Source organism: Pseudoxanthomonas mexicana (genome assembly GCF_010093385.1).
Lineage (GTDB): Bacteria > Pseudomonadota > Gammaproteobacteria > Xanthomonadales > Xanthomonadaceae > Pseudoxanthomonas_A > Pseudoxanthomonas_A mexicana.
The window spans coordinates 1-12725 of record NZ_PDWV01000076.1 but is presented as its reverse complement, the minus strand read 5'-3'; the positions used below and the strand labels follow the sequence as shown (position 1 = coordinate 12725).

The window sequence follows — 12725 nt, the reverse complement described above, 5'->3', positions numbered from 1 at the left end:
AAGGGGCCTGGGGGCCTCGGAGATTTGAATAAGACCCAGGGCCAGAGCACGCGGAAGGCCAGCACCACCAGCGTCATCGCCACGGTGGCCACCCCGATCTGGCGCAGGAACCGGCCCCAGCCGGGCTGCCGCCGGTAGACACCCGCCTTGCGCAGCAGCCAGGCCAGTTGCAGCGCGTTCACCCACCCGGCCACCGCGATGGCCAGGGCCAGCAGCGCATGCGCGCCCTGCACCTGGCCCAGGGCCAGCTTCAGGTCCCCGCCAGCAGCTTGCAGGGCCTGTCGGCCCGGCTCGGTGCCGTAGAGCATGGCGGCGAAGAACAGCAGCGTGCAGAAGGCATTCGTCAGCACCGCCACCACGGCGGCCTTGACCGGCGTACGGGTGTCCTGGCGCGAATAGACCGCCGGTGCCAGCACCTTCACCAGCAGGAGGGCCGGCACCGCGATGGACGGGGCCATGAGGCTCCAGCGGGCCATGCGGACATCGGCCGCATCGAACCTGCCGTACTGGAACAGGGTCGACAACAGCGGCTGGGCGCACAGGATCAGGCCGGCGCAGGCCGGCAGGCCGATCAGCAGGCAGAGCCGGAAGCCCCCGTCCAGCCCCTTCGAGTAGCCGTCCGGACCGGTTTCGGCATGGCGGCTGGACAGGTGCGGCAGGATCACCGTGCCGATGGCCACGCCGAACATGCCCAGCGGGAACTCCAGCAGACGGTCGCTGTAGTACAGCCAGCTGACGCTGCCGCTGACCAGCAGCGCGGCCACCCAGGTGTTGAGCAGCAGGTTGACCTGCGCCACCGACGAGCCGAACAGGGTCGGCACCATCAGGGTCAGGATCCTGCGCACGCCGGCATGGGCGAAATCCAGCCGGGGCCGCGGCAGCAGGCCCAGCCGGGCCAGGGACGGCAGCTGGAAAGCCAGTTGCAGCATGCCGGCGGCGAACACGCCCCAGCCCAGCACCATCACCGAACTGTCGAACCATTCCCGGGCCGCCAGCGCGGCGGTGATCATCGCCAGGTTCAGCAGTACCGGCGATAGCGCCGGAATGGCGAAGCGCTGGTAGCTGTTGAGGATGGCGCCCACCAGCGAGGCCAGCGAGATGAACAGCGCATACGGAAACGTCACCCGCAGCAGATCGGTCAACATGGCCATCTGCGCCGGGTCGAAGTTCGGTGCGATGACGCGGGCCAGCTGCGGCGCCAGCAGGATGACGATGGCGGTCAGCACCAGCAGGGCCGCCGTGAGGGTGCCGGCCACGCGGTCGACCAGGGCCTTGACCTCGTCGGCGCTGCGGGTGGCCTTGTACTCGGCCAGCACCGGCACGAAGGCCATCGAGAACGAGCCCTCGGCGGACAGCCGGCGCATGAAGTTGGGGATGCGGAAGGCCACGAAGAAGGCGTCCATCATCCCGCCCGCCCCGAAGACGTTGGCGTACACCTGGTCGCGGACCAGTCCCGACAGCCGGGACAGGAAGGTCATGGAGCTGAAGACGGCGGCCGAGCGCAGGAGCTTTCCGCTCATCGCGACGGATCCCCCGACAGAACCGCCGGCTTGACGCAACCCATTGAATGCCCCATAATTTCCGGCTCGATTATCCGTCTTCCGTTCAACCCCTGAATTCTCTCAGGTATTCACCAGGAATCCCACTGTGGCCAATATCAAGTCCGCCAAGAAGCGCGCCAAGCAGACCGTCGTGCGCAATGCGCGCAACGCCGGTCAGCGTTCGATGCTGCGCACCGCCGTCAAGAAGGTCCTGAAGGCCCTCGACGCCAACGACGCCGCCGGCGCCCAGGCCGCGTTCGCCTCGGCCCAGCCGTTCCTCGACCGCCTGAGCTCGCGCGGCCTGATCCACCGCAACAAGGCCGCCCGCCACAAGAGCCGCCTCAACGCCCGCATCAAGGCGCTGCAGGCCGCCTGATCCGGCGGTACATGGACGCGAAGACACGGAACCCGCCGGAAGGCGGGTTTCTTTTTGCCCGTCTGCCGCGCGCGGCACGCGTGGGGACGTATACGGAAAACCCACCTCCGGCGGGTTTTCGGGTATCAGCCTTCGCGGGCGGCCTCGTCGGCCTCTTCCTTCTGCCGATCGAAGAAGGCCATCACGTCCTTCATGATCGGCCAGGTGCCCTCGCGCGAGATCGCCGACACCTGATACCACGGCTGGGTCCAGCCCAGGCTGGCAACGATCTGCTCCGCGCGCTCCTTCGCCTCGTCCTCGAACATCAGGTCGGCCTTGTTGAGCACCAGCCAGCGCGGCTTCTGCAGCAGCTCGGGGTCGTGCTTCTCGAGCTCGCGCTCGATGGCGCGCACCTGCTCGACGGGGTCGATGTCCTCCACGCCCCCCTCCATCGGCGCCATGTCCACCAGGTGCAGCAGCAGCCGGGTCCGCTGCAGGTGGCGCAGGAAGGTCGCCCCCAGGCCGGCGCCATCGGCGGCCCCTTCGATCAGGCCCGGGATGTCGGCGATGACGAAGCTGCGGTGGGCCTCCACGCTGACCACGCCCAGGTTCGGATACAGCGTGGTGAACGGGTAGTCGGCCACCTTGGGCGTCGCCGCCGACACCGCACGGATGAAGGTGCTCTTGCCCGCGTTCGGGAAGCCGAGCAGGCCGACGTCGGCCAGCAGCTTCAGCTCCAGCTTCAGCAGGCGCTCCTCGCCCTCCTCGCCCGGCGTCGCCTTGCGTGGCGCGCGGGTGATGGAGCTCTTGAAATGCATGTTGCCCAGGCCGCCCTTGCCGCCCTTGGCGACCAGCAGGCGGTCGCCATGCCGGGTCAGGTCGCCGATCACCTCGTCCGTGCTGACGTTGGTGACCACGGTGCCGACCGGGACGGTGATGGTCAGATCTTCGCCCGCCTTGCCGTACATCTGCCGGCCCATGCCGTTCTCGCCACGCTGGGCACGGAACGTCGTCTGGTGGCGGAAATCGACCAGGGTATTGAGGTTCTCGTCGGCCAGCAGCCAGACACTGCCACCACTGCCACCGTCGCCACCGTCGGGGCCACCCAGCGGAATGAACTTCTCGCGGCGGAAGCCGACGCAGCCGTTGCCGCCATTGCCGGCGGTGACCAGGATTTCAGCTTCGTCTACGAGTTTCATAAAAGCCGGGATTCGGAATTGGAGATTCGGGATTGGTCTGACAGCAGGATGTGCGATCCCGGCCTTTCAAACAGAAAACCCCGCCGAAGCGGGGCTTTCCGGTATCGCTCTGCGGATCACCGGAGCCTCAGGCTTCCGTCACCACGCTCACGGTGCGGCGCTTCTTGGCGCCCTTGACCGAGAACTCGACCTTGCCGTCGACCAGCGCGAACAGCGTGTGGTCGCGACCCAGGCCGACGCCCGGACCCGGATGGAACTGGGTGCCGCGCTGGCGGATGATGATGTTGCCCGCGTCGATCGCCTGGCCACCAAACACCTTGACGCCCAGCATCTTCGGGTTGGAGTCGCGGCCGTTGCGCGATGAGCCTACGCCCTTTTTATGTGCCATGACTGCTTCTCCTTACTTGTTGATGCCGGTGATTTCGATTTCGGTGTAATGCTGCCGGTGACCCTGGCGCTTCATGTGGTGCTTGCGGCGGCGGAACTTGATGATGCGCACCTTGTCGGCGCGGCCATGGCCGACGACCTTCGCGGTGACGGTGGCGCCCTTCAGGGCGTCGCCCAGGCTGATGGTCTCGCCATCGCCCAGCATCAGGATGTTGTCGAAGGTGAGTTCGTTGCCGGCTTCGGCTTCGAGCTTCTCGACGCGGAGCGTCTCGCCCTTCATCACGCGGTACTGCTTACCGCCCGTGACTACGACTGCGTACATGTGGATTCCTTGGATTCTGTAGTTATTCTGGGTGTCTGCCTGCCATCGAGGGCGGACAGAAGCGGAATTCTAGTGGATTCATGTGGTTAGGGTCAACCACCCCCTCACTTGGACGGCCACGGACCCATTGCGGACGGAATCCGCCCTCGGAGCCGCCGCAGACTGACCGGCTTGCGCCCAGGCGACGATCTCCGCCCTTGAAAATCATGCACTTGCCCAAACCTCTGTCCCTGCAGCCGTTTGCCTCCATCCCCCATTCGTCCGCATTACGGCGGTCCGTCGCCGCGTGCGGCACCCGCCCGTTGTCCGCCTGACCCCACCCTGCAGCCGCGTACCCCTGCCCGGATACCGGGGCTATTTGCCCCCATCTGGACGGGCCGCTACGCTTCCTTGTTCGCTTTCCGGATCCCCCACCCGATGGCCATGGACTTCATCCGCATCCGCGGAGCCCGTACCCATAACCTCAAGAACATCGATCTCGACCTGCCGCGCGACAAGCTGATCGTGATCACCGGCCTGTCCGGCTCCGGCAAGTCGTCGCTGGCGTTCGACACCATCTACGCCGAAGGCCAGCGCCGCTACGTGGAATCGCTGTCGGCCTACGCCCGGCAATTCCTGTCGGTGATGGAAAAGCCCGACGTGGACCACATCGAGGGCCTGTCGCCGGCGATCTCGATCGAACAGAAGTCCACCAGCCACAACCCGCGCTCGACCGTCGGCACCATCACCGAGATCTACGACTACCTGCGCCTGCTGTACGCCCGCGTCGGCCTGCCCCGGTGCCCGGATCACGGCTACCCGCTGGAGGCGCAGACGGTCAGCCAAATGGTGGACCAGGTGCTGGCGCTCGACGGCGAGCAGCGCTACATGCTGCTGGCGCCGGTGATCCGCGAGCGCAAGGGCGAGCACGCCCAGGTGTTCGACCAGCTGCGCGCGCAGGGTTTCGTGCGCGTGCGCGTGGACGGCGAGCTGTACGAGATCGACGCCGTGCCGGCGCTGGCGCTGCGCCAGAAGCACACCATCGAAGCGGTGATCGACCGTTTCCGTCCGCGCGAGGACCTGAAACAACGTCTGGCGGAAAGTTTCGAGACCGCGCTCAAGCTGGGCGACGGCATGGCCCAGGTCATGTCGCTGGACCAGCCCGAATCCTCGCCGCTGCTGTTCTCGTCGAAGTACTCCTGTCCGGTCTGCGACTACTCGCTGCCCGAACTGGAGCCCCGCCTGTTTTCGTTCAACTCGCCGGTCGGCGCCTGCCCGACCTGCGACGGTCTGGGCGTGGCGCAGTTCTTCGACCCGGCGCGCGTGGTTGTGCACCCGGAGCTGTCGCTGGCGGCCGGTGCCGTGCGCGGCTGGGACCGCCGCAATGCCTACTACTTCCAGCTGATCGCCTCGCTGGCCAAGCATTACCAGTTCGACACCGACGCACCGTGGCAATCCCTGCCGGAGAAGGTGCAGCAGGCAGTGCTGTACGGCAGCGGCGAAGACGTCATCACCTTCACCTACCTCACCGAATCGGGCGGTCGCACGCAGCGCAAGCACCGCTTCGAAGGCATCGTGCCGAACCTGGAGCGTCGCTATCGCGAGACCGAATCGCCCGCGGTGCGCGAGGAACTGGCGAAGTACATCAGCGACCGGCCCTGCCCCGACTGCGGCGGCGCGCGCCTGAACAAATCCGCGCGCAACGTGTTCGTGGCCGACCGCCCGCTGCCTTCGCTGGTCGTGCTGCCCGTCGACGAAGCATTGGCCTTCTTCCGCGGCCTGGACCTGCCCGGCTGGCGCGGCGAGATCGCCGCGAAGATCGTCAAGGAAATCGCCGAGCGGCTGGGCTTTCTGGTCGACGTGGGCCTGGACTACCTGACCCTGGAGCGCAAGGCCGACACGCTGTCCGGCGGCGAAGCGCAGCGCATCCGACTGGCCTCGCAGATCGGCGCTGGCCTGGTCGGCGTGATGTACGTACTGGACGAGCCGAGCATCGGCCTGCACCAGCGCGACAACGAGCGCCTGCTCGGCACGCTGACCCGTCTGCGCGACCTGGGGAATACGGTGATCGTCGTCGAACACGACGAAGACGCCATCCGCATGGCCGACTACGTGCTCGACATCGGCCCGGGCGCTGGCGTGCATGGCGGCGAGATCGTCGGCCAGGGCACGCTGGACGATCTGCTGAAGGCGCCGCGCTCGCTGACCGGCCAGTACCTCTCCGGCAAACGGCAGATCGAAGTACCGAAGGCGCGTCACAAGGCCAACCCGAAGATGACGCTGCACCTGCGCGGCGCCACCGGCAACAACCTGAAGGACGTCGATCTCGACATCCCGTCGGGCCTGTTCACCTGCATCACCGGCGTGTCCGGCTCGGGCAAGTCGACGCTGATCAACGACACCCTGTACGCGCTGGCCGCCAACGAGATTAATGGCGCTTCGCACAAGCCGGCGCCGTATCGCGAGGTGGAAGGCCTGGACCTGTTCGACAAGGTCGTGGACATCGACCAGTCGCCGATCGGTCGCACCCCGCGATCGAACCCGGCGACCTACACCGGCCTGTTCACCCCGCTGCGCGAACTCTACGCTCAGGTACCGGAAGCACGCGCGCGCGGCTACTCGCCGGGGCGCTTCAGCTTCAACGTGCGCGGCGGCCGCTGCGAGGCCTGCCAGGGCGACGGCATGATCAAGGTGGAGATGCACTTCCTCCCCGACGTGTACGTGCCCTGCGACGTCTGCCACGGCAAGCGCTACAACCGCGAGACGCTGGAGATCCTCTACAAGGGCTACAACATCAACGACGTGCTGGAAATGACCGTCGAGGATGCGCTGACCCTGTTCGAGCCGGTGCCGTCGATCGCGCGCAAGCTGGAAACGCTGATGGACGTGGGGCTGAGCTACATCAAGCTGGGCCAGAGCGCGACCACGTTGTCGGGCGGCGAAGCGCAGCGCGTGAAGCTGTCCAAGGAACTCTCGCGCCGCGACACCGGCCGCACCCTGTACATCCTGGACGAGCCGACCACGGGCCTGCACTTCCACGACATCGAGCACCTGCTGGCCGTCCTGCACAAGCTGCGCGACGAGGGCAACACCATCGTGGTGATCGAGCACAACCTGGACGTCATCAAGACCGCGGACTGGGTGGTGGACCTGGGACCGGAAGGCGGCCACCGTGGAGGCCGCATCCTGGCCACCGGCACGCCGGAAGAGATCGCGGCGCATCCGGAATCGCATACCGGCCGCTTCCTCGCCAAGCTGCTGCCCGCGGCCAGGGCACCCAAGCCCACGAAGCCCGCTGCCGTGGCCAGACCCGACGTCCTGCCGCCGCGCAAGTCGGCCACCAAGAAAACCACCAAGACTACGACGAAGAAGGCCGCACGATGAGTTCGACGCACGACGCCAACGCCGCCGGCCGCAAGCTGCTGGCGAAGATCCCGATCAGCGTACGCTGGCGCGACATGGACAGCATGGGCCACGTGAACAACGCCAAGTACATCTCATACCTGGAGGAAGCGCGCGTGCGCTGGATGCTGACGGTGCCGGATGTGTCCATGACCGACCGCATCGCGCCGGTCGTGGCCGCCAACAACATCAACTACAAGCGACCGCTGACGTGGCCCAACGACGTGGTGGTGGAGCTGTACGTGGATCGCCTGGGCACCAGCAGCGTCACCATCGGCCACCGCATCGTGTCGGCGAAGGACGACAGCGTGCTTTATTCGGACGGCAACGTGGTGGTGGTCTGGATGGACACGCAGACCGGCCATAGCGCACCGCTGCCGGCAGCGATCCGGGCGGTGTCGGAGTCATAGCGCACGCCCGCTCCCGGTAGGAGCGAGCCCACCGGCTCAGGGAGCCGACTTGCGCACCTCGAACTGCACCGGCAGCGCGCGTCCGTCCGCCAGCTTCAGCGTGATCACCGTCTTTTCCCCTGCCGCAAGCGGCTGGTAGGGACCATGAAGCATCAGGTGCAGCCCGCCCGGCTTCAGTTCGACGGCCTTGCCGGGCGCGACAGGCAACCGCTCGACCTCGCGCATCCGGCTGATGCCCTCTTCCTGGCGCGTTTCGTGCAGGGACACGTCCGCGAAGGCCAGGCTTTCCGCGCCGACCACGGCCGCGGGCGAAGAGCACGGATTCTCGATCCGGGCGAAGCCGGCCATCATCGGCATCGCCACCGGCGGCATCCGGATCCACGCATCCTCCACCTTCGGCAGGCAATCGCCCGCGACGGCAGGCATCGAGGCGGCTAACAACAGTCCCGGCAGCAGGGTCGTCACGACGGATCGGTTCATGCGCCTATGATAATGGCCTGACCTCAGGGAGATGGTGAATGAGCGCGCTTATCGAAACCGCCGACCATGGCGACATCCGCGAAATCCGCCTGGCGCGCGCGCCCGTCAACGCGCTCGATACGGACCTGTGCCGCGCCCTGATCGATGCGCTCAACAGGGCGCTCGATGAAGGCGTGCGCGGCATCGTGCTGGCCGGCAACCCGAAGATCTTCTCCGCCGGCATGGATGTGCCCTATCTGATGTCGTTGGGCGACGACCGCAAGGCGCTGCTCGATGCCTGGCAGGCCTTTTTCGGCGCGGCGCGCACCCTGGCCGAATCGCGAGTGCCCGTGGTGGCCGCCATCACCGGCCACGCCCCGGCGGGCGGCTGCGTGCTGGCCCTGTGTTGCGACTATCGGGTGATGGCGCGCAGTGCCGATCCAGCGCGGCCTTTCGCATTGGGATTGAACGAAACCCAGGTGGGGCTGGTGGTGCCCGAAGGCATCCAGCGCCTGATGCGACGCGTGGTGGGCACGTATCGCGCCGAACGCCTGCTGGTGGCGGGCGAGATGGTGGCCGCCGAGCGGGCGCTCGAGATCGGCCTGGTGGATGAACTGGCGGACCAGGACAACGTCGTCGCGCGCGCCGTGGTCTGGTTGCAGCACCTGCTGGGCCTGCCGCACCAGCCCATGCTGCAGACGCGCGCGCTGGCCCGCCGCGACCTGGTGGAGGCGCTGGATCCTTCCCTCATCCAGCTCGAACGCTTCGTCGATGCCTGGCATGCGCCGGACACGCAGGCGGCGCTGCGCGCGCTGGTGGACAAGCTGAAGAAGTAGCGCGGCGCGTCAGTCGCCGCGCGCGACCGGTCGCGCAGGATCGCTGATCCAGCCGCTCCACGATCCCGGGTAGATCCGCGCACCGTGCAGGCCGGCATGCTCGAAGGCGAGCAGCAGGTGGCACGCCGTGACGCCGGACCCGCACATCAGCACGCTGTCCGAGGGGTGACGATCGCCCACCCTGTCCGACAGCAGCGCATGCAGTTCCGCGGCGGGCTTGAAACGGCCATCGCGGAGCGTCTGCACGAATGGCAGGTTGACCGCACCCGGCACATGGCCTGCCACCGGGTCGATGGGCTCCACCTCGCCACGGAAGCGTTCGGCGGCACGCGCATCGAACAGCCAGCCCGTGTCCTCAACCAGCCGCCCCGCGACCTCACCGGCGCTGACGACGTGGCGCGCCTCGAAGCGCGCCGGGTAGCCCGCCACCGGCGATGGCACCGAACGCGCGCTGGTCTCTTCGCCACCGATGGCCCGCCATGCGGCCAGGCCGCCATCGAGCACCGCCACGCGCGCATGACCGAGCAGCTTCAGCAACCACCAGGCGCGGGCGGCCGCCATGCTGCCGTCACCCGCGTCGTAGACGACCACCTGGTGTGACGGCCCGATGCCCCATTCGCCCAGCCGGCGGGTGAAAGCCTCGCTGTCGGGCAACGGATGCCGCCCTTCGCCGACCTTCGAGAGGTCCGACAGGTCTCGATTGAGATCGGCGTAGACCGCGCCTGGGATATGGCTTTCGGCGTAGGCCGTGCGGCCGGCGTCGGGGGCCGCGTTGAGCATCACGAACCGCGCATCCACCACCCGCAATGCCGGGTCGCCCAGGGCACGCGCCAGGTCGGCCGCTTCGACGAGGGTGGTCCAGTTCATGCGCTCCGCTCCAGTCGTTCCCGCAGGTTGAACAGGATGGCGGCCGTCGCGCCCCAGATGCGCTGCCCCGGCCAGCCATACTCGAGCACCACCCGACGCCGACCGCGGTAATCCACTTCCACCCGGCGCAGACTGTCCGGCGCCAGCAGGTAGTCCAGCGGCACTTCGAACACGTCGGCGACCTCATTGGGCTCGGGCTGCGGCACGAACGACGGATCGATCACCGCCACCACCGGCACCACGCGAAAGCCGCTGATGGTGGTGAAGGGGTCCAGGAATCCGAGAGGCACCGCCTGCGTGGCGGGCAGCGCGATCTCTTCATGACTCTCGCGCAAGGCGGCGGCCACGGCACCCGCATCGGTGGGCTCAACGCGGCCGCCGGGAAAGCTCACCTGCCCGCCATGATGGCGCAGGCCGTCGGTGCGGCGCGTCAACAGCACCTGGGTTCCCTCCGCGCGCGGCACCAGCCCGGCCAGCACGGCGGCTTCGGCCAGCTGCCCGGGCGGCAACAGGTCGATCAGCTCCTCATGGTTCCAGCCCGGCGCACCAGGCACCGCTCCGAGCGGATGCAGTGCGCGCCGCAACAGCTCGCCTTCGCGCAGCCGGTCGGCCCAGGGCGCGCGCGCGCGTTCCCGACCGGGCAACACGTGTTCCATCAACCGCAGGCGTTCGTCATCGTTCATCTGCGACCAGCGCGCGATCTCCGAGGTGGTGCGGAGACAACCCTCGCAAAGCCCATCGTCGTCCAGCGTGCACACGCCGATGCAGGGACTCAGCACGGCACGGAAAGCGGTATTCATTCGTCTCACACCTGCGCAGGGTAGCGCGGAACGTTCGCCTGCGCGGAAAGCACTGCGCCGGCACAAGGCCGGCGCAGGGGAAAACCGATCGGGCGGGAATTACTTCGCGCTGACCAGCTTGATCTCGAACACGACCGCCACGTTCGGCGGGAAGCCGGTACGCGGATCGGCGCCGTAGGCCTTGTCCGGCGGCAGGGCGACTTCCCACTTCGAGCCGACCGGCATCTGCAGCAGCACATCGCGCATGGCCTGCATCTCGATGGCGCTGACCTTCACGTCCTTCATCTGCTGCGGCGGGCGCGCCTCGCTGGGGCGCTGGCCGAACGGATAGGCGCCGGCCACCTGCAGCTCGACCGTGCTGGCCTGGGTCGGCTTGGCGCCGGTGCCGTTTTCCAGCACCTTGTAGGCTACGCCACCCGGCAGGGTCTTCACGCCCGGCTGCGCCTTGAAGCTGGCGATGAACTGGTCGCTCTTGGTCTTGTTCTCGGCCGCGACCTTGTCGTACTCGGCCTTGGCCTGCTGCGCGCGGGCCTGCTCGCGCTTCTGGAAGGCTTCCAGTGCGGGCTTCAGCTGCTCGGCGGTCAGCGCCGGCTTCTGCTTGGCGTACGCGTCCTGCAGGCCCTTCCCCACGGAGTTGATGTCCAGCTGCTCACCGCGTGCGGTCAGCTCGGCCAGGTTGTTGCCATAGTCGTAGCCGAAGTAGTAGCTCAACTTGCCCTTCTCGGACGAGACGTCCTGGGCCAGGGCGCCACCGGCCATGGCGAATGCCGCAACAGCGACCACTAACGAACGCAACTTCATCAACACAGTCTCCGGGATAGGGCGGCGGCATACCGCCTGGAATGGACGCGCTAGGATAGCCGCCGGGGCGCTTAACCGCCACTGACGACAGGCGACTCTGACCGGGCGTTTCCGGGGGAGTTCCCTCTTTACCCAATTTTTACAAAAAGCCACAGAAAACCCATGTCCGACCCTCTCGTCCTGGTTGCCGATGCCGATGGCATCCGCCGCATCACCGTCAATCGCCCCGACAAGCTCAACGCCCTCAATGCCGCCACGCTGGACGCCCTGCAGGCGGCCTTCGATGCCGCGGCGACGGACGACGCCGTGCGCGTCGTGGTCCTGACCGGCGCGGGTCCCAAGGCCTTCGTGGCGGGGGCGGACATCGCCGAGATGGCGGACCTGCGGCCCACGGAGGGGCGGGACTTCTCACTGCGCGGGCAACGGCTGATGCGCAGCATCGAGACCCTGCCCAAGCCCGTCGTGGCGATGGTGAACGGCTTCGCGCTGGGCGGCGGGCTGGAACTGGCCATGGGTTGCCACCTGCGCATCGCCGCCGATACCGCCAAGGTGGGCCAGCCGGAGATCGGCCTGGGCCTGATCCCCGGCTTCGGCGGCAGCCAGCGCCTGCTGCGCCTGGCCGGGCGCGCCGCCACGCTGGAACTGTGCCTGCTCGGCGCGCCGGTGACGGCCGAGCGCGCGCTTCAACTGGGCATCGTCAACCGCGTGGTGCCGGCCGCCGAGCTGGAGGCCGAAACCCTGAAAGTGGCGACGCAACTCGCCGCGTCGGCTCCGCTGGCCCTGCGTGCCACGCTGGACGTGGTCAACATCGGCGGCGAATGCGGCATCGAGGAAGGCCTGCAGTACGAGACCGCGCAGTTCGGCCTGATGTTCGCCACCGACGACATGCGCGAAGGCACGCGCGCGTTCATGGACCGCCGCAAGCCGACCTTCACCGGCCGCTGAGTCGTGTCCGTGCCCTGCCCCGCTTGCGAAAGGACTCAGCGCCTGGCTTTCCTGCTGGCGAGCGATGAGGTCGACGCCGCGCTGGAGACGGGCCTCATGGCGTGGGCGCCCTGTCCTGTCGACGGCACCGATCCCGCACGGGCCGAGGCGATCACGCAGGCGCAGACCCGTCTGCGCACGGCGTGGGCGGCACGCTCACGCTATCGGCAGCGCCAGGCACGACTGGAGCGGCGCGCCGCCGAGCGCGAGGCACGACGCATCGCGGCCATGCCCGCCGACCCCGTAGCCCCGGCCAGGCCAGCCCTGCCGGCCGCGGCAGCCGCCATCCTGGAGCGCGCGCGCGCCAGGGCCGCGGAGCGTTCGAAACCATGACCCCGCCCCGCCGGAGTCCCACCCTGAAGCGCGATGAAGTGGTGGAACTG

Annotated in this window: 14 protein-coding genes; 6 read left to right on the top strand and 8 right to left on the bottom strand. The window is 67.9% G+C overall.

Translation table 11 applies throughout. The annotated features are described in order from the left end of the window. A partial coding sequence (gene murJ, locus CSC76_RS17785; RefSeq protein ID WP_162111294.1) for a murein biosynthesis integral membrane protein MurJ occupies positions 1-1520 on the bottom strand: 1520 nt, incomplete at its 3' end. A 127-nt stretch (positions 1521-1647) separates the two neighbouring features. Here murJ and rpsT point away from each other — a divergent pair. Beyond that, a complete protein-coding gene (rpsT, locus tag CSC76_RS17780) occupies positions 1648-1917 on the top strand; it encodes a 30S ribosomal protein S20 (RefSeq protein WP_162111293.1) in 270 nt (89 codons plus the stop codon). Between the two features lie 125 nt (positions 1918-2042). Here the strand turns inward: rpsT and cgtA are convergent, their stop codons facing one another. The 3 genes from cgtA to rplU form a co-directional block, all read right to left on the bottom strand. Next, positions 2043-3095, bottom strand: coding sequence for an Obg family GTPase CgtA (cgtA, locus tag CSC76_RS17775; protein ID WP_162111292.1), 1053 nt, complete (start codon positions 3093-3095; stop codon positions 2043-2045). Positions 3096-3222: 127 nt separating this feature from the next. After that, complete coding sequence (gene rpmA, locus CSC76_RS17770) at positions 3223-3483, bottom strand: 50S ribosomal protein L27 (RefSeq protein WP_055935654.1); 261 nt, start codon at positions 3481-3483, stop codon at positions 3223-3225. A 12-nt stretch (positions 3484-3495) separates the two neighbouring features. After that, positions 3496-3804, bottom strand: a complete 309-nt coding sequence (gene rplU / locus CSC76_RS17765) for a 50S ribosomal protein L21 (protein ID WP_055935657.1) — start codon at positions 3802-3804, stop codon at positions 3496-3498. A 417-nt stretch (positions 3805-4221) separates the two neighbouring features. On the opposite strand from rplU, the gene uvrA reads away from it, so the two are divergent. Both uvrA and CSC76_RS17755 read left to right on the top strand, forming a co-directional pair. Next, positions 4222-7167 (top strand): excinuclease ABC subunit UvrA, encoded by a 2946-nt coding sequence (uvrA, locus tag CSC76_RS17760; RefSeq protein WP_162111291.1) that lies wholly within the window; start codon positions 4222-4224, stop codon positions 7165-7167. After that, positions 7164-7595 carry an acyl-CoA thioesterase gene (locus tag CSC76_RS17755; protein WP_162111290.1) on the top strand — a complete coding sequence of 144 codons (432 nt, stop codon included), beginning with the start codon at positions 7164-7166 and terminating at the stop codon, positions 7593-7595. Before uvrA ends, CSC76_RS17755 begins: the two co-directional genes overlap by 4 nt. A gap of 36 nt (positions 7596-7631) precedes the next feature. On the opposite strand, the gene CSC76_RS17750 is transcribed toward CSC76_RS17755, so the two are convergent. After that, the gene (locus tag CSC76_RS17750) at positions 7632-8075 is read right to left on the bottom strand and encodes a copper chaperone PCu(A)C (RefSeq protein WP_162111289.1); all 444 of its coding nucleotides are present in this window, start codon (positions 8073-8075) and stop codon (positions 7632-7634) included. A gap of 38 nt (positions 8076-8113) precedes the next feature. Here CSC76_RS17750 and CSC76_RS17745 point away from each other — a divergent pair, with 38 nt between their 5' ends. Further along, positions 8114-8890: an enoyl-CoA hydratase/isomerase family protein gene (locus CSC76_RS17745; RefSeq protein ID WP_162111288.1), complete on the top strand. Its 777-nt coding sequence runs from the start codon at positions 8114-8116 to the stop codon at positions 8888-8890. Between the two features lie 9 nt (positions 8891-8899). Here the strand turns inward: CSC76_RS17745 and CSC76_RS17740 are convergent, their stop codons facing one another. The 3 genes from CSC76_RS17740 to CSC76_RS17730 form a co-directional block, all read right to left on the bottom strand. Further along, positions 8900-9757, bottom strand: a complete 858-nt coding sequence (locus tag CSC76_RS17740; protein WP_162111287.1) for a sulfurtransferase — start codon at positions 9755-9757, stop codon at positions 8900-8902. Continuing rightward, entirely contained in the window at positions 9754-10557 is an 804-nt protein-coding gene (locus tag CSC76_RS17735) for an NUDIX hydrolase (RefSeq protein ID WP_162111286.1), read from the bottom strand. The genes CSC76_RS17740 and CSC76_RS17735 overlap by 4 nt, the downstream gene beginning before the upstream one ends. Positions 10558-10656: 99 nt before the next feature. Further along, complete coding sequence (locus CSC76_RS17730) at positions 10657-11358, bottom strand: FKBP-type peptidyl-prolyl cis-trans isomerase N-terminal domain-containing protein (protein WP_162111285.1); 702 nt, start codon at positions 11356-11358, stop codon at positions 10657-10659. Between the two features lie 162 nt (positions 11359-11520). Between CSC76_RS17730 and CSC76_RS17725 the strand changes: the two genes are divergently transcribed. Next, the gene (locus CSC76_RS17725; protein WP_162111284.1) at positions 11521-12303 is read left to right on the top strand and encodes an enoyl-CoA hydratase/isomerase family protein; all 783 of its coding nucleotides are present in this window, start codon (positions 11521-11523) and stop codon (positions 12301-12303) included. 9 nt (positions 12304-12312) lie between these two features. After that, positions 12313-12675, top strand: coding sequence for a hypothetical protein (locus CSC76_RS17720; protein WP_238395080.1), 363 nt, complete (start codon positions 12313-12315; stop codon positions 12673-12675). Positions 12676-12725 lie beyond the last annotated feature (50 nt).